Source organism: Flavivirga spongiicola, from assembly GCF_030540825.1.
GTDB lineage: Bacteria > Bacteroidota > Bacteroidia > Flavobacteriales > Flavobacteriaceae > Flavivirga > Flavivirga spongiicola.
In genome coordinates, this window is sequence record NZ_JAUOEO010000001.1 from 262,034 (window position 1) to 281,070 (window position 19,037).

The window sequence follows — 19,037 nt, forward strand, 5'->3', positions numbered from 1 at the left end:
ATTATTTGTTAAAAAATCATGTGCCTTCAATTAAGAAGCACATCATGATAGCATCATGAATTATTTTACACTTTCTAGGATTATCAGATTGATTCCTAGAGTTTTAATAATAATTAAAGAGTAGTCATTTTATCATATTTTAATAGTTGTTTATGGTTAATAATTAATTCTTTTAGCAATAATTCTTGTCTCTTTGTTAAGACTCAAAAATCGTATTAAACTAGATTATCAATTATTTACAAATACTCCAATACCTTTATTTTGAAGGTATTGTTGTTCTATTAAAAATTATGAGTAAAATATTGAGATGCGGAAGAATAAGCATCCATAATAGAAAGGTTTTTCATATCTTTGTTAATTAGTTTAATGGTTTAAATTTTAATTTAAATCACTTTATATAATCGGGAAATGTTGCAACCATTTTCCGGTTTTTTTTTAAAGTGACTTTGAGTTGAGTTATTCTGTCATTTCATACTTATAGTTTTATTAATGTTTTTTAAGTTAATTAATAATAATTTGGTTGTTTTTAATACTATACTCTATGGCATAGTTTTTATTTAAAATCTCCAATACTTCTTCAATACTTTCAATATCAAAAGTTGCATTATATGTTTTTTCATCTAACACTTTATTGTTATTTATAATGGTCACATTATAGTGTCGTTCTAATTTTTTTCTAATGTTCTTAAAAGGTGCATTTTTAAAAATAAGCTTTCCATAAAGCCATCCCGTATAAATGTCAGTGTTCACTTTATCTAAAGTTATTTCTTCACTATTTTTATTCCAACGCGCTCTATACCCCGGTTCTAATAATGTAGAATTGTTTATATTAAATTCGGCTTCATTTTTATAAATACCAACAGAGCCTTCAATTAAAACTGTGGTATAATCACTGTCTTCTGGATACGATGACATATTAAATTTCGTTCCTAAAACTCTAACATTCATCTCATTTACATTTACTACAAAAGGATGATTAGCATCTTTAGAAACATCAAAATTAGCCTCTCCTTTTAAAAAGACTTGTCTATTTTTACCTTCTATAAATTTAACAGGATATTTTAATGATGACCCAGCATTTAAAGACACTTGAGTTCCATCAGATAAAATTAGTTTAAACATTTTGCCAAAGGGAATATTTATCTCGTTATACTCCAGGGTTTCAGTGGCCAATGTAGATATGCCTTCAGTCTCATGCTCATAATTAAGAGCTGCTCCTTCTTGAATTCCAACAACTGCCCCTCTTTGAGTCAGGATTTTTTTTGAACCATTAGGAGTTAATGTTTCAACCTCTCCATTATCCAACTTTAGAGTAATTACAGTCTCATCGATTTTTAATTTTTGAACTGTACTACTTTCTTTATTAACTAAATAGCCTATCCCTATTAAACCAACAAAAATGGCTGCATATTTTAGTATGTTATTGAATGGATTTTTGCGTTTGTTTCTTTGGATAGTATTTTGAACTTGTTTCAAATTTAGGGCAGTATTTTCTTTACTGGTAGCTGTAAGCGCCCAAGCTTTTTTATATTTTATAAATAATGCTTTGTTTTCAGAAGACTTATTTATCCATTCAAAAATTTCAGCAACTTCTTCTTCGGTTGCTTTATGAGATAAATATTTATTAATTCGGGTGTAATCCATTACTTGATTTAATCGTGTATACATATTGTACACCTTAAACCTTTTTTACCCTATATGAAATAATTATTATTTGCAGAAATAATAGGAATTACACCAATTGAATTTCAAAATGATTGATAATAAATTTGGGTTATACCAATTTAATTATGAAATGTCGTATAGATAACGACGTTGCTTTTTTGTTTAAAAACACCATGAATGATTTGTATAGCCTTAGCTATAAAAATTGTGATTAAGGAATTTAAACGGAAAATGAACAAGTTATAATGCGACATTTTATGGTTAATTTGGTATTATATTTTCTTTAGATGAAATAGAAAAATAATCATAGCTTTAGTTACGGTTCTATTTGAAGTTTATACTGAGCCTTTTGACTTCGCTCCTTTAGACAGACTAAAGTCGAAGTATTGAATATAAAAGAAATAAAAATCGAAGATTCATGAACTCTATTTAAAAAATAAAAGATAGTAAACTAAACAGATTTAATCGATTATTTTGGAGTTCAATTGGTATTATAATAAAACGGATAGATAATTAGCAAGGTTTACCTTAAGAATTTTTAAAGCTCGTGTCATATTTGCTTCAACCGCTTTAACAGAAATACCTAATTCTTCAGCAATTTCTTTATTCTTTTTATTTTCGTTTCTTCTTTTTCTGAATATCAATTTACATTTCTCCGGCAAAGCATCAATAGATTTTTCTATCAACCTTTCTAACTCGGTGAATGACATTGCATCAAACTCTAAGGAATTTAAAACTTCTAAGTTTATTTGGTTTTCTCTTTCTTGTAATTGACGATTATTATATTTATAAACAACTTTGTTATGTCTAATAATATTTAAACAATCTGATTTTGCTGATGTATAGAGAAAGGCTTTAATGCCATTTGTTTTTTTTACTTTTTCTCTATTCTGCCATAATTTTATAAAGGCTTCTTGAGCAATACTTCTAGATTTATCTTCATCGCCCAAAAACTGCATAGTAAAACCTACTATGGCATTAAAATAGGTGTTAAAAAAATATTCAAAAGCCCGTTCATCTCCTTTTTTAAAACGATAAAAACGTGCTTCATCTAAAGTGATTACTTTTTTTGGCATTAAAAAATATGGCTATTTGAATGTTTATAGAATTCAAAAGTAAACTATTTATTTTATTTTTTGAAGCCTTAAATCTCTCTAAGTTATTATAAATTTTAAAAAAAATCCTTAGAGACTAACAATTAAAAAGCTAAGGAAAGCCCTAAAGAAAAAGTTCGACGAAACGGGTAGCCATCTCCTTCTAAATTTTCAGGATCTAGATACTTGAATAGTTTTGTGATTTCGTACAAATTTTCGCCACTTAAATATAGTCTTAATTTTGTGACACCAATATTTTCACACACATCCGAAGGTATCGAATATCCAATAGTTACATTTTTTAATCTTACATAAGAAGCATCTTGCAACCAACGTGTTTGAGCTAGTGAAACTTCGGCTGGTCCACCCCCAGGGGCTCCAGCTCCTTCAGCAACATAAGATTTTGGTCTGGGGTAAAAAGCATTTCTTGTATTTGGTGTCCAATGGTTATTATAATTTTCCTTTGTTACACTAGCCCAAGGAAAGGCATAGGCAGACCAGAAATAATATCTAGAGGCATTACCTCCAGGATAAAAATCTCTTTTACCTACACCCTGAAAAAAGGTTCTAAAATCGAAACCATTCCATGCCACATTCAGATTTAAACCAAAGTTATAGCGTGCGCTAGAATTTCCAATAATTCTACGATCACCCGGATCGGTTAAAGTGTTGTTTCCATAGCTTATTTTTCCATCACCATTTAAATCTGTAAACTTTACATCCCCTGGAAGAGTTGGCCGTGTACTTGGGTAAGAGGCTACATCTGTATTATCAGGTCCAAAATCAATTTCTTCTTGAGTTTGATAATAGCCGTCTGTAACAAACCCCCATAATTCACCAATTTTTTGCCCCTTATAAAATTGATCCAAATCACCAGTAGAGTTTGGAAATTTTGTTATCCATGTTTGACTATCTCCAAGGTTAAAATCTATACTATATCTAAAAGACTTATTCCATAAATCAAATTTATCTCTCCATACTAAATTAAATTCCCATCCTTTAGTAATCAAATCTGTAGCATTTTCATTAGGTACTGCTGTACCCAAAACTGCAGGTAATTCTTTACCCGGTGCAAACATGTTTAATGTAAGTCTATGATAATAATCAAAATTAGAAGTTAGTCTGTTATTTAAAAAAGCCAAATCTATTCCTATATTCCTTGTTTGAATTGTTTCCCAAGTAAAAGAGGGTGCTACTAAACCGGGAGCACTTGCTTCTACTATATTTTTCCCATTTATTAATGCTGAAGCATTTCCGGTAGGTAAAAAAGAATAGCTAGCATAGGGGTCTGCATTTTGATTTCCCAGAGATCCATAAGAGGCTCTAAACTTTAATAATTCAACAAATGAATCTTCTAAAAAGCCTTCTTTAGAAGCAATCCATGATACTGAAGCTGACGGATTTAAAACCCAGCGGTCATTTTTAAAATACCTTGAACTACCATCGTAACGCACATTAATTTCAAATATGTATTTATCATCAAAAATATAGTTAGCTCTAGAAAATATTCCTTGTAGAGCCCATGACTCCCTATTTTCAGAAACTGTCTGATTTCCAGTTGCTAAATTAACAGAAGGGAGTCCTTCAGATATTAAACCCGCTCTTTCTCCGCTGGTACGTTTATAATTAAACTCTTCTTGATTGTACCCAGTCAATAGTGTTAATTTATGTTTGTCATTAAAAACATCAGTAAATGTTGCATGAATATTATAATTGTTATATTCTTCTTTCCAATTCACGAATCCTGCCCAAGGTTCTGACGGCCCCGTTAAAGCACTATGTCCAGGTCCTTCAGAATACCGAACAGGGTTATCAAAAGCATCACGACTGGTTAGTAATCGTTTATAGCTTGCAACTGCAACTACTTTTAATCGATTATCAAAAAAATTCATGTCTAATCCAAACTTAGATTGATAATTGATCTCATTAGTAGTATAATTTCCAGCTTCCAAACGGCCAATCATTCGAGCATAACTATAAGTTGGAGACCCATCCGGATTATATAATGGGTCTAAAGTGAATCTATTAATAATCTCCCTAAAAAACTCCGATCCAGCTGCATTAGACTCGTCATAATTATTATTGTAAATCCATGTATTATTACTAAAATTGAGCCAATCGGCTAATTCATAACTGGACTTAAGTCTTAAATTCGTTCTTTTATGAATATCATTATTATAAGCATATACCCCAGCACTTTTTATTCCTTCTACACCAAAATAATAGCTTCCTTTCTCAAATTTTTGGGAAATATTCATATTAATGGTATTAGTACTGCTTATTTTTTTTAATATTATCTCTTTCCAGTTTGTACTATGGAAGTACTGGTATCTATCTAAACGTGCCGGATTAATCCTAGTAGGATCTGCATTTCCTAGGCTTACTTGTTTGGCATATTCCAAATCTTCAACACTGTAAAAATCGTACCAAGGTACAGCCATAAGATCCTTAAAACTAGCAACTTTATATGGATCTAATTCCATTTCTGGTGTTCTTCCTAAAGTTTTTACGCTTGCATTAACATTAACGTTGACTTGCATTTTATCTGAAACCCCTTTTTTAGTTTCAATTAAAATAACGCCAAATGATGCTCTGGAACCAAAAATAGAAGCAGAAGCAGCATCTTTTAAAACAGATATTGAAGCAATATCATTGGAAGCCATTCTTGCCAAATCTTTCTCTGTCCCTGCCACGCCATCAATGACTACTAAAGGTTTGCCTCCAGAGATGGACGTAAAACCTCTAATATTAAAACTAGGAACTGTATTAGGATTTCCTGTACTAACAATATTTAAGTTTGCTATAGTGCCTTGTAAGGCCTCTCCCGTAATATAATTTCCCCTATTTTCAAGAACCTCTTCATTTACACTTGCTACTGCTCCAGATAAGTTAATCTTCTTTTTAAACCCATAGCCAACAATTATAACTTCTTCTAATTCAGTACCGATTTGTATAAGTTTGATATTTAAAATTTGATTCTCTTCAATTTTAACTTTTTTGGTACTCATTCCTATATAAGAAAACACTAGAACATTTCCATTTGGAACTCTAATAGTAAATTTTCCATCAAAGTCTGTAACGACTCCTGTATAGGTGTTTTCAATTATAACATTTGTTCCGGATAATGGGTCTCCGTGCGCATCGTTAACTATTCCTGAGATTTCATGATATAATATGGCTTTAGTTTTTTTTAAAACAATCTGTTTACCAAGTATTTCATAAGATACAGGCGTATCAAAAAACAACTTTTCCAATATTGTAGGAACAAATTTATCTGCCTCTTGAATGGATACTAAACGCTTTAAATCAACTTCTTGGGTGTTTACAAAAAATTTGTAATCGGTCAATGTTTCTATAGCGTTTATGACTTCCTCCACGCTAACATTTTTCAAATCAAGGGTTATTGTTTCATTCTGTGAATATCCTGAAAAATGGCACTGAAAGAAAATAATAAAAAAGAAAAATATACTACCCCTCATTTTCTAATTACATTGATATTTTCACGCTTAAAAATTCAAATATATAAACATTATCTCATCTTAACTTGTTCAAAACAAGTTAAGTTTATTCACGAAGCACTATTGGCCCTTTTTTAAACACATTGGTACATTTTTATCTTATCACTACCGATAAAAACAAAGCTATAACTACAAAGTTATAATATTATTACTGTTATTAGCTGCATTAGAGTAGAGTTCTTATCTTAAAAAGAGACATAAGCATACCTAATATTTTAATTAATAAGGTTGATTTTTAGAAAAAACTAAATACCTACAATACTTCCTATCTATTTAACTTTTTTATTTAAAAAGCATTAATTAATTTTAATATTTGTAAAATAATTATAGCAAATGTAAAAAAATAAATTATTCATTTATAATGTTATCAATTAATTTATGACTCACTCTTTTCGAAATATTCTGAATATATCAAAAATAAATTATTGAATTTCAATTTACAATATATTATGGATAGTTAAAAAATTAAGAAATGAAGCTACATTCATTATCTCCTAGAGTAGAAATTCCATGAGCTCACAAATATGCTTTTTAACACTCACGAGTATACAGAACGACACAGATACATTTACAAAGCAACCACATATATAAAATGCATATCCAAATGTACTTAAGCATACAGAAGCATATTATAGTAAACTACTGGGGGTACCATCGGAATTGATTATAAAAGCATTTATGAAAAATAAAAACTCAAAAAGGAAAAATAATAGTATAATACACTACACAATGTTACTGTAAATTATCTTGTTCCTTTTTAAAGATTATTTTAAAAGCACTCTTTATAATTCCTATGAGTTCACTAAATATTTAAATCATGGTTTGTGCTCTTCCAATTTCATAAAAAACACAAAATGCTGAAAATCAAAAAAATTAATAGTGTTATGTAATACCAATTATATGAAAATGTAGAGTCGGGTCAATTCCCTTTGAGCTTAAATTATAAATCCAAATAGATTTGGCTCTTATCTAACCATGGAAGAAAATAGAATCCTATTTTAGAAACTTTTATAAAAAAGCAACTTTTAAATATAAATTTTATCCGTTTTTTAGCATTATTAAATTACAAAAAAACAATGCCATTTAAAGTGGTTTAGAGCTAAAGTAATACTATTTGGAAGTAAATGATTTATATTTTATATTTCGGATTGAGAGTTGCTGCTTTAGCATTCATTGATTTTTGCAAGTGATGAAGTTTATCTCTAAGAGATTTTACTTTTTCTGGATATTGAGAAGAAAGTTCATTCTTTTCAGAAATGTCTTTTGATAAATCATACAGTTCCACAGAGTTGGTTTCATAAAATTCAATTAATTTCCAATGCCCCTGTCTTATAGCTGCTCCAGGAGCCCAACCACTACCATGATAATGTGGATAATGCCAAAATATTTCTTTTCTATCTAATTCAGTATTTTTATTAAATAGTTTTGATATGTCATATCCGTCTAGTACATAATCTTTCGGTTTCTGAATTTTGGCTTGAGATAAAATTGTAGGGTAAAAATCATGTCCTATAACTGGCGCATCAACAATTCTTTGTTTGTCATTATGTTTTGCAGGCTTTACAAGTAAAGGTACTCGTATTCCTCCTTCGTATAACCACCCTTTACCTCCTCTTAATGGAAGTGTAGATGTAGGACCAACCCAATTACTATTTTTATTTAATGTACTAAGCCCTCCATTATCTGAAGTAAAAATGACCGTAGTATTATCATATATTCCTTTGTCTTTAAGTGCTTTTATTAACTTTCCAATATTTTCGTCAAGCGCATAAACCATAGAAGCATAAGCAGGGTTTCTTTGGTTAATCGTTGTTTGAGCAATACCTTCATCTATTATTTCTACTTTTTCACCCCCCATACGCTTCAATTTATCATTAAACTTTTCAATATTTCTTTTACTTGGCTGTATGGGGGTGTGCACTGAATAATATGAGAGCATAAGAAAAAAAGGATTGTTATTCCTTTCATTAATAAATTTTATAGATTCATTAGTAAGTCTATCTGTAAGGTATTCTCCATTGGAACCGTCTGCCAGTTTTGGATTATTATAAGGGGAGTAGTAACTATTTGGACTACCTCTGTGGTAACCTCCTTTATTTATCTCAAAACCTTGATCTTCAGGAAAAAACCCATCTCGACCTAAATGCCATTTACCTGCAAAAAAGGTGGCATATCCATTTTCTTTTAATACTTCTGCTATTGTTTTTTCTTCTAAAGGAAGTTCATCTAAATCTTTAGGACCCAATAACATCTTATTATCAGGATCATCTCCTGGTATCCAATCAGTCATATTACTTCTCGCCGGGTGTTTTCCTGACATGATTGAGGCTCTAGATGGAGAACACACTGAACCAGAAGCGTAGGCATTAGTAAACAAAATACTTTTCTTACTTAGAGAGTCAATATTTGGTGTTTCGTAAAAATCACTACCACTATATCCTAGGTCTGTCCACCCCAAATCATCAACAAGAATAAAAACAAAATTTGTTTTTTTCTGCTGCTCTTGTTTTGCACATGACGTGAAAAAAAATAAAGCTATACCTATATATAAATAAAATTTCCCGTTCATTTTTATTTTAAAATTAAACATTATTTATCTATATTTAACTATCGTTTTAATAATTTTAATGAACTCCCCAGAGGCAAGCCTCGAGAAAATTCTTTTCGATTAAAATTATCTGCATAGGGTTGTAATGGTTATATAGGGTTAATCAAATCATCATTTATTTCTTAAGTGTAAAATGTGCCTTAAATACCCGTATAACATCATCTCTAGGTTCTGTGTACTCAACTGTAAACCAATAACCATTTGTTGGCATTAATTTTCCATTAAAAGTACCATCCCATCCTGAATTTATAGGGCTTAATTGTTTTAGCAGCTTACCGTATCTATCATATATATAAATCTTGGCATTGGGTTGTGTCGCAATACCTCTTATATTCCATGTATCGTTTATACCATCCCCGTTGGGTGTGAAATACTTCGGATAGTCTATCACAATTTGCATTGCTGATACCTTATCACAATTGTACAGGTCTCGTACATAAACTGTGCGCGTACCACCAGGTACGTTTTCAAATCTGTTTTCTCTTTGCCATTCTCCGGAATCTAATTGATATTCATAATCACCATTCCCCGTTACAGTTACCTCCAATATATTATTCCCAGAAAAGGCATCTGAGCCCAATTCTATAGTAATACGCTCTGGAGGATAAGATCCTATAACTAATGTTGTTGCCGGGATCGTACAGCCTGTAATTCTATTGGTTGCTATTACTGTATAATCGCCTTCTTCAGTTGGAGTGTATGTAGCACCTGTAGCACCTGCTATAAGATTTACTGCTAAGCCTTCTTTATCTTTATACCATTGAAAGGAGTACTCAACTATATTTAATTTGGTGTCTATAGGAGGGTTCGCTAAGAACGTACTTAATACCGGAGGAATGGATGTACTATTTGCTGATAGGCATATTACATATTCGTCTTCTATACCAATCTCTGGTACGGGGTTTACTATCAAGGTTATAGGAACGACTTGAGAACATTCGTTTGCTTTTGGTTTTACATTAACATATATGGTTTGGGTGCCTTTTACTGTATTGATAAAGTTTCCGGGAGTTTGTATCGCATTATTATTTCCTGCTATAGCATCGGTTTCTTGTTCATAATAAAAGAAGTCAAAGTCTAAGGGATTTAATCCGTTTAATATATCGATCTCTCTCCTGCGAACATCAAAATTATCAAAACCATTATTATCTATTTCGCATTCTTCTATTGGTGTTGGGGTTACATTTAATACATCATATATAATGGTTTTCAATTCCATTGTAATAACCGATGTACAGGTATTTGTGCCTGTCGCCAAAACCAAAACAGTATTATCTAGCAAGGCGTTATTAAATTGGGTTGGATCTGCTATTGAGTTATTGGTATCTAAGTCTGTTTGTGTTTTAAAATATTGCAGCACTATTGAAGTGTCTCCTCCTGTAATTTGATCTTCTCTAACTGTTAAATCGTAAAACGTATCGACTTGATTATTGCATATTCTAATTGGATCTGGAGTAAAGATGACCGGATTAGGACTTACCACCAAATTGAACGACATATCTGTACTTACACATTCTTGTGGATCTAAAATTCCGTCGTTGTTATCGTCAAACTGAGCGCGTACATAAATGGTTTTAGCTTCACTTAAATATGTATTAGGCGTTGTTGTTATAGGGTTATTATCTATAGCATCTTGTTTGCTTTCATGGTAAGTAACAATTATAGGGCGTGTTTGTGTTCCTATTACCTCAGGCAGCTTAGTACTTAAATCGAAAGTTGCTTCATTGGTATCACTACACAGAATATAATCTACTATGGTATTTTTAATTGGTAGTGAGTCAACGTTTAAAGTGATATGATGTCCCAACCCTAAACAGGCATTTACAGCATCACTATCCAATCTTACATAAATATTTTGGATATTAGGATAACCTTCGTTTCTATGATTACTAATATCTACTATCGGATTTATTTCTGCTAAAGCATCGGCTTCATTGTTGTAAAACGTTACAGTAAAATTATGTGGTAATGGGAAGATATCTTTTATTTTTTGTTCAGCATCACTAAAATCAAAGGCAGCTATACCATTAGTATTATCGTTGTCTATTTGTTTATCATCACATATATAATACTCTAAGGTATTAAATGATGCTGGTATTTGAGACACGCCAACTACTAAATTTACCCTAGATGTTCTATAACAACCATTGGCAGTTTCTATTCTAGCGTAAATGGAACTCCCAGTTATAGGAGTAGGGTTTTGATAAGCTATGAAATTTGTTATCTGATCTGTAACTAAACCTGTTTTGGCTTGGGCATCACTTAAATAATACGTGAAAGTCTCGTTTAAATAATCGGTAGAAATTAACTGATTGGCTTCTGTTAAATTAAATAAACTTCGTCCATCAGAATCATCATCACATTGCTTTAATTCAACAACCGGGGTTACTATAGGCAATGGATGGACAATTAAATTAAAAGACGTTGTATCATAACAAGTGTTGTTAAGCCTATTTTCAATACGAGCATATATAGGTTGAGAGTTCGTTGTATTAGAAATATCTCCTATAATTTCAGTTCCCAAAACACCTACATCGGCTTTATTTTCTGTATCATAGAATTTTACTGCAAAGTCTACTCCAGATTGCCCCCCTAAAACCTCATTAGTTTTGGTTGAAAGATTAAAAAGAACCTTTCCATTAATATCACTGCCATCTAATCCATCATCACATAACTCGTAATCAACTGGCTGATTCGCTATAGGAATTGGTACTACATTAATATTAAAACTTGCTATCTCAAAACATGTTTGTGTAAGATCAGCTATCCGTACCCATATAGTTTCTGTAATTAATGTATTGGTGTACAAAGTAGGTAAAGCACCTTTATTATCTCTAGCATCAGCTTCTGCAGGATGAAATGAGACCACTACTTCAGAAGCTGGTTGACTCCCTAAAACCAAGTTTTTATTATTAGCAAAGTCGAAAACTTCTATACCATCACTTCCAACATCACAATTAAAAATATCTATAGGTGGTGATGTTACCAGAACTTCTCTAATCATTTCTATACAAACCTCCTTAGTATATTCACAACCAAAATCATCAACTACTCTATATGTATAACAATGTGTTCCTGCAGTAGTTGGTTGCACAATAATATCATTACCTGAAGTATTTATGATAGATGCATCCACATCCCAAGTTTCAGAAACAATACTTGGTGTAAACGAATAGTCTACTGGTAAAATACTAGGATCAAAATCAATACTCCAACTGAAAATAGTTCCATTATCTCCTCCAATATTATCAATTATTCGTATTTTCCATTGGCCATTTAAAGGAGATCCTACCAAACCATTTAAAGGGTTTTCAGATCTATAATTTCCAGCCGGCACGTAGTCGTCGATATAGGTACCCGGACCGTTTTCCAGTGTAAAAATTCCTCCACTAACAATGCCTTGTTTTAACGTTGGTAAACTATTATCCGGGACAATACAGTACTCACTACCTATGCCGGGTGTAAGGTTTCCTGTATTATCTCCCCTATGTCCATCAGCCCAAGGGTGTCCAAAATTTGCCGTAATCCCTCCTTGACTGGATAATATTCTAACCGTTTGCCCGCTAGGAGAAATGATGTCAATATGCAAATCTCCAACAAAAGAATGCTCCATGTTCAAGCATATACTTTTTAGCTGATTAATGTTCGATAAGGTTTCTCCAGAATTAAAACAATCAACAAAAACAGAGGTTTCATAAGAAACTCCATTTCCATCAGGCAATACAGTGTTAGATCCAACAGGAGGGGTGCAATTATCGTCAAATTTAGTAGTATTGACATGGCCTTCAATAGTCGTTGATTCTCCAAAACAAAGTACCGTATCTCGCGCTTCTGTTTTAGAGAAGGTAGGCTCAGTTGACACTTGAATAACCTGATCTATGTTTTTTGATGTTGTGCATCGCGTAGGTGTAGTACCTTTAACTCTTAAATTAGCGATATAAACCCCAGGTGTTGTATACGAAAATGATGCTGTTGTTCCTGCTATGGTGTTCCCATCTCCTAAATCCCATTCATAAATAGCTCCAGTTGAATTACTTGAAAATGTAGCACTCCCTTCAAGCGTGATGGTTTGGTTTACACAAACTCTAATAATCCCACTAGCATTTTTGGCTGGTGAGTAACTATCTAATTGTAAATCTATAGTTTGGCACGTTTGAGACAAAGCACTATATGCAAATAAAAATAATGATAGTTTTAAAATGTATTTCAATATTACCAAATTATAGTACCTCAAAGATTATTAATTTTTTTATGTTAATCGTTATAATTGATATTTTATTTATAAATATTTCTTATACCTAGATTTTTTTATAGTTTGCTTTAATAGATCTATTACTTCGTAACACTACTTTGAAGTGCAAAAAACCTCAATCTGAGAACAAAAGCCTAATTTTTAGCTTCAATAAAAAAAGTCAAAATGAGTTCATAAAACAATAGTTATTCTGAACAGTCGGTATTAATAATGGAACTCCCATCTAAATCCCAACTACTCTGTACAGGAATACACAAATGGTTTAATGCTGTTACCGCAACATCAACTATTCTGGGGGTATTATCATAATTATGCACATCTATCACTTCGCTAACTGTAGCGTCTTTCCATACTCCTTCTGCTAATGTTCCATGTGCCAAATTCATACTTGAATCTGTAATGGTATTGCCTGTTCCTTCGGTCAACTTCCAATGCCCTTGTAAATTTGCATATTTAGAATGTGTATTGTCTAGAACCTTGCATGTCCATGTACCAACATCATCAGCACTCAATAAGGTGTTAAAAACCCTTACTTCTGCAATATAGCCATTATACTTATAGGCATTGTTCCCATCGGCTCCTATGGTAAAAGGGAAAGTATTATCTATATTTCCTATGCCAGCCATTGATGCGCTGTTCTTTAAAACGCCGTCTATATATACATCGAGCATGCCATCTCGGTCAAATGTAGCACTTACGGTATGCCATTTATTATCTGTGATCTCTTCTGTTTCTACATCTACCCTGTTGGTGCTGTCACCTACATTGACTTTAAATTTTTTAGTACTGGGCTTAAATGAAAACACATACCCCGGCAATAAACCGCTGCCCCAATCTTTCTTTGCAACAATGCTTACATCATTGGGTGCATCTGACCTAAAACGGCACTCGATTGAAAAATCTTGAGACGTTCCAAAACTATGCGAAGTATTGTTTGGAATACTAATACTTGCGTTTCCTTTAAACTCAAGCTCTGTGGTACTATTTAAACAATTCTCTGCCGGAGGAACTGTTGTTTGTGTGGTGGTTTTTGCTATTTCTTTTTTAGGAACCGTATCTCCACTGGCTATTACAAATATAGTACGCTCTTCCTCACTATTTCCTCCATGGCTAGTGCCTAAACCTCCATGGTCTGTACTAACAAGTATCAACCAGTTTTCTTTACTATAATTAGCACGTCCTTTTAGGGCTGTTATAACACTGCCAATGGCATGGTCTACCGTTTCTATAGCAGTTAAATAATTAGGGTTTGTTGGACTAAATCCAGAACCATGCCCTGCATGGTCTACATCATCAAAATGGACAAATAGTGTTGTTAAATCTTCAACGCCCAACTCTGTTACTGCTTTATTTTTAACATCCTCACTAGAGTCTTGCGCATTACTGGTTGCATCTGCATGAGCAAGCACAATCTTATCATTAATAGGGTGCCATTGTGATACCGATACTGTGCGATAAACGGGATTGCTTTCTTCTATATATTTAAAAAAGTGTGGGTAATTCGAAAAATTGGAACCATTAAAGGAATTATCAGTCACTCCATGCTTATCTTCCCATACGCCTGTTAACATAGATGACCATCCCGGTCCACTAAAAGTTGTTTTTATATTTCTGGCATCTAACGAATAAGTGCCGTTAGCTATTAAAGCATCCAGATTGGGTGTATTGGCCGCCGTTATGGCATCGGGCCTGCAACCATCTATCCCTATAATTAATACTTTTTTAGTGATTTCCTCTCCAGGTGTTGGAGGTGGTGTTTCTTCTTTAACACTTTTTTTGCTACATGATAAAACCTGTACACCTAATATTATTATTAATATAGCTTTTCTCATTTATTAATATATTTATAATGAAGTTCTTTAAATTGTTATTTCTATAAGCCAATTTCCTTTCCTATAAATATCTAAAACCACTCGACTTGAAAAGCCTTCGTGATTAAACGATATATCTATTTTTTTACATGGGAATTTGACATTTTTTATAATTTTTCCATTGTAATTACTTGCATTTTCATCAATTACTGTCATTAATGGAAAGATGTAATTACCATTACTTTTAACCCTGATAGTAATTTGGTACTGTTCACCATTAACTAAAGATGGATCCTTTTGAACATATACGTTCTTAACTTCTCTTTTTGAGGTTACCACATAAGGGCTTTTATACGCTCCAATATATTTTCCCCACTCAAAGTATCCTTTTTTAAATTCTTCTTTACCATCCTTCTTTATAACTAAAACACCTTTACCATGCATTTTTCCTTTTACAAAACTACCTTGATATTTAGTTCCATTACCCCAAATATAGGTTCCTTGTCCATGAGGCAATCCTTTTTTAAAGTTTCCTTTATAAGAATCTTCTTTTCCTTTGGCCTCTCCAAAACCTTGAGCATAACCTTTTTTACAATCGCCTTTATAATTTACATTTAATGCTTCTAGTTTTACTTTACAATCAGATTGTGCCAAAATATTATTTGCGCAAAAAAACACTAGGACTCCTACTAAAAAAACATGTTTCATAATTTTTATCTTTTATTATACTACAAATCTCTTATAATGTTTATTCGCTAAAACATAAAGAGGGATATAATTATCATTACACCCCCCTCATTTAAAAACTAACTTAAACCAAACTAACTATACTACTACTATTGATTAAATAATGTAGAAACTTCTGCATCTGTAAGCACATAATCGTAAATTACGACTCCAGCTATTTTACCCTGAAAAAACTGACCATATGTAGCTGGTCCATCTTGAGCTAAACGCAATGGATTACCACTATTTGCAGTACCAACAGCAGACAGAGGTTCACTAGCTACTACAGCTCCGTCAACATACATTTTCATATCACCATCTCTATCAAAAGTAACAGTCGCCAAATGCCAACCACCATCATTAAAATTACTGTCATGGTTTGTATCTGCTTTATTAGTTCCATCGGAATAAGCAACTCGCCAATTACTTCCTCTAAAAGCAATGGTTAATCCTGTGTTTCCAGAACTATTCCAGTCCTGGTCACCAAGTATAACCGGATCACTATCACCAGAAGTTGTATTTACCCAAAAAGAGATTGAGTAATCACTATCGTATCTAAATCCTAAATCTGAGTCATTAATCGTAGCATATTGATCAGTTCCATTAAACTCATATGTAAATCTATCTTCTTCGCCACTTATAACCCCACCAGCATTTACTACCGGTACATTTTTTACCGAACCACCTTGCTTTTTCAACTGAACTCCAGTCTTAGGCGTAGAAACATTAGCAACTTGCTCTGCTGTTAAAGCATAGTCAAAAATAGAAACCTCTCCTATCTTACCTTGAAAGAATTGTCCGTAACCACCGGTACCGTCCTGACCTACACGAAGTGGGTTTCCACTTTTCGAATTACCCACTCCGGCCATACTTTCTGTTGCAACAGAAACGCCATCCTGATATAAAGTCATATTCCCATCTCTATCAAAAGTAACAGTTAAATAGTGCCAATTTCCATCGTTATAAGCACCATCATAATTTGTATCAGCTTTTGTAGATCCATCTGCTGTTGCTACACGCCAGTTATCCCCTCTATGGGCTATTGTTAACCCCGGATTAGAAGAACTCCCCCAATCCTGGTCTCCAATAATTACCGGATCACTATCTGTAGAAGTGGTATTCACCCAAAATCCTATAGAGTAATCGCTATCATATCTAAAACCCAATTCTGGAATATCCAGAATTTCTACTTGGTCATCTACTCCATCTAACTCAACGATAGATCCATAAGCACCATCTTTAACTCTGGAAGTAACCTTTTCATCTATACGCAAAGGAATCGTTTCTCCTGTACTCTTCTTTAAGAATACAAACGTATCTACAATGGCATTAGGATCGAAAAACTTAACCCTTTTAATACCAAACTCAGCCGATCCAAATGTACCATCTACAAATGAGATGTAGACCTTGACTGCTCCTTTATCTCCTATTTCTAACAAGCCTAAATCTTCTAAACTGGACGAAAACATATCGGATCTGTATTCTCCATCTACCTGTGTAAAATTAGTAATGGTTGCTAATACCGATAAATCTACCCCAGAATGCACTTTTATTTCTGTAGGCATTTTAGCTGAAACTATAGTAATCTCAACTGGTTGACCTTCTGCATATTCTTCTTTTGCTTTTGGATCATACAATAATGCAGATAACTCTTCTTCTGTGTAATCTAATCCAGTCAAAGGATTTGTATGATATATGTAGAAATCGAAATTTTCTAAGTATCTGGCATCTGCCCAACCATCTCCCTTATCTATTGTACAGGCATTATTTACTAATAAAACAACCCCAAACAATAAATAAATAATGATTTTATATTTAAATATATTTATTTTTTTCATCTTAAAATTTTTAAAGTTTTATTAATCTTTAAGTAACCAGATTATTTGATCTCTATCATCTACTTCTGCACCAAACTGAGACACTAAAGCTGCTCTATAATTTTCGTTATTATTAACATCCTCAGAACCTGGGTAGGTCCAACGAATAGGGTAGCTTTCACCTGGATCTATATCATTAAAACTTGAGAACACATAGGTTGGTACACCTGTTCTACGAGTCATGAAAAAGGATTCCTGACCAGAATTTTCAGCAAAAGCAATGTATTTTTGCTCCAACAATCTTTTTAAACCGGCATCTCCGACAATGTAAGGCTGATTAGTAGACAGATAATCTGCTATATCTGCAGAATCTACGCCGTACCACTCCATGGAAGCTGTAATTCCATTATTATAATGTGTAGCTGGGCTATTTGGTATCCATCCTCTATGAGCCGCTTCAGCTATATTAAGTTCTTGTTCCCAATAACTTATTAACACAGCTGGTTGACCAACAAAGTTCCAATACCTGTCAAAATTAGGTAATGAAAAATCACCGTCTAATTTCTTTGCAGAATTAACAATACCTTCAGCAGAAATATCGGCTCCGGCATACGAGTCAAAATCTGCTTTAACCGCCGCTAAATCACCTGGATTAGCTTCTACCGCATCTCTGGTTGGGTCTGCTACTTGCATTAAACGCGGATCTTGTTTAGCCTTCAATAAATCTATATAGGTGCTTGCATAAATCTCAGCTTCTCTACAAACGGCACAATTTGGATTATAATCCTGTCTAAAACCATCTTCATTACTAAAAGTAAACTCAGCATTATCTGCGATGCTTGTCATTAAAGGGTATTTGGTTCCATTTGATACTATCGCCTGAAAACGACCTTTAACATTAACATCCGTGTCATTTTCCTTTTTGCTTAGAGATACTAAAATTCGTAGTGTATAACTATTAATCAACTTTTGCCACTGCTTTAAATTACCATTATAATAAAGGTCTCCCTCTAAAAGTCTAGTTGGATTCGCAGCAATAAAATCGCCTAGCTCAGAATTGGCTTCATCCAACCAATTTAAGGCCTGGATATATATCGATTTTTGAGAATCGTATCTAGGTTGCGGAATATCAGCTCCTTGTTCTGCCTCCGATAAAGGAATATCTCCCATACGTCTGGTCATTTCTATATACGTTCTAGCTCTAAAAAATTTTCCTAAAATGGCATACTCTGGAGCACCAACTTTTTCTGCTTCCTCGATCATTTTAGCCACATTTCTTAATGTCCCATAATTAAAACTTCCTCCAAAACCGCTAATAAAACTTGGTTCATTAATATTATCTGTACCAATATTTACATGGTATTGCATACGCTCATAAGCACCTTCAAAAGACTCAACGGGTCCGGGTGTTAAGTCTGTAAAAATTAAACTTGGAGGCACTTGGTTAGGATTGTTAGGATTTTCCCTTAACTCCTCATAATCTAAACAACTATTAAAGGTACCTAAACATATTACTATAATAGCAAACTTGAATATCTTTATCATA

9 protein-coding genes are annotated in these 19,037 nt (G+C 33.0%); all 9 read right to left on the reverse strand.

The window, feature by feature from the left end:
• Nucleotides 1-501: 501 nt before the first annotated feature.
• Complete coding sequence (locus Q4Q47_RS00910; RefSeq protein WP_303304774.1) at nt 502-1,668, reverse strand: FecR family protein; 1,167 nt, start codon at nt 1,666-1,668, stop codon at nt 502-504.
• Nucleotides 1,669-2,156: 488 nt separating this feature from the next.
• Nucleotides 2,157-2,741, reverse strand: a complete 585-nt coding sequence (locus tag Q4Q47_RS00915; RefSeq protein WP_303304775.1) for an RNA polymerase sigma-70 factor — start codon at nt 2,739-2,741, stop codon at nt 2,157-2,159.
• Between the two features lie 122 nt (nt 2,742-2,863).
• Nucleotides 2,864-6,136, reverse strand: coding sequence for a SusC/RagA family TonB-linked outer membrane protein (locus Q4Q47_RS00920; RefSeq protein WP_303304776.1), 3,273 nt, complete (start codon nt 6,134-6,136; stop codon nt 2,864-2,866).
• Between the two features lie 1,270 nt (nt 6,137-7,406).
• Nucleotides 7,407-8,846, reverse strand: a complete 1,440-nt coding sequence (locus tag Q4Q47_RS00925; RefSeq protein WP_303304777.1) for a sulfatase — start codon at nt 8,844-8,846, stop codon at nt 7,407-7,409.
• Between the two features lie 154 nt (nt 8,847-9,000).
• A complete protein-coding gene (locus tag Q4Q47_RS00930; protein WP_303304778.1) occupies nt 9,001-13,095 on the reverse strand; it encodes a T9SS type B sorting domain-containing protein in 4,095 nt (1,364 codons plus the stop codon).
• A 227-nt stretch (nt 13,096-13,322) separates the two neighbouring features.
• Complete coding sequence (locus tag Q4Q47_RS00935) at nt 13,323-14,969, reverse strand: alkaline phosphatase family protein (RefSeq protein WP_303304779.1); 1,647 nt, start codon at nt 14,967-14,969, stop codon at nt 13,323-13,325.
• Nucleotides 14,970-14,996: 27 nt separating this feature from the next.
• Complete coding sequence (locus tag Q4Q47_RS00940; protein ID WP_303304780.1) at nt 14,997-15,656, reverse strand: MORN repeat-containing protein; 660 nt, start codon at nt 15,654-15,656, stop codon at nt 14,997-14,999.
• A gap of 128 nt (nt 15,657-15,784) precedes the next feature.
• Entirely contained in the window at nt 15,785-17,512 is a 1,728-nt protein-coding gene (locus Q4Q47_RS00945) for a LamG domain-containing protein (protein WP_303304781.1), read from the reverse strand.
• A gap of 21 nt (nt 17,513-17,533) precedes the next feature.
• Nucleotides 17,534-19,036, reverse strand: a complete 1,503-nt coding sequence (locus tag Q4Q47_RS00950) for a SusD/RagB family nutrient-binding outer membrane lipoprotein (protein WP_303304782.1) — start codon at nt 19,034-19,036, stop codon at nt 17,534-17,536.
• Nucleotide 19,037 lies beyond the last annotated feature (1 nt).

Excerpts from the sequence above, each read along its gene's own strand:
- Q4Q47_RS00910 (WP_303304774.1), bottom strand. The coding sequence starts at position 1,668 with ATGTATACACGATTAAATCAAGTAATGGATTACACCCGAATTAATAAA.
- Q4Q47_RS00915 (WP_303304775.1), bottom strand. The coding sequence starts at position 2,741 with ATGCCAAAAAAAGTAATCACTTTAGATGAAGCACGTTTTTATCGTTTT.
- Q4Q47_RS00925 (WP_303304777.1), bottom strand. The coding sequence starts at position 8,846 with ATGAACGGGAAATTTTATTTATATATAGGTATAGCTTTATTTTTTTTC.
- Q4Q47_RS00935 (WP_303304779.1), bottom strand. The coding sequence starts at position 14,969 with ATGAGAAAAGCTATATTAATAATAATATTAGGTGTACAGGTTTTATCA.
- Q4Q47_RS00940 (WP_303304780.1), bottom strand. The coding sequence starts at position 15,656 with ATGAAACATGTTTTTTTAGTAGGAGTCCTAGTGTTTTTTTGCGCAAAT.
- Q4Q47_RS00945 (WP_303304781.1), bottom strand. The coding sequence starts at position 17,512 with ATGAAAAAAATAAATATATTTAAATATAAAATCATTATTTATTTATTG.
- Q4Q47_RS00950 (WP_303304782.1), bottom strand. The coding sequence starts at position 19,036 with ATGATAAAGATATTCAAGTTTGCTATTATAGTAATATGTTTAGGTACC.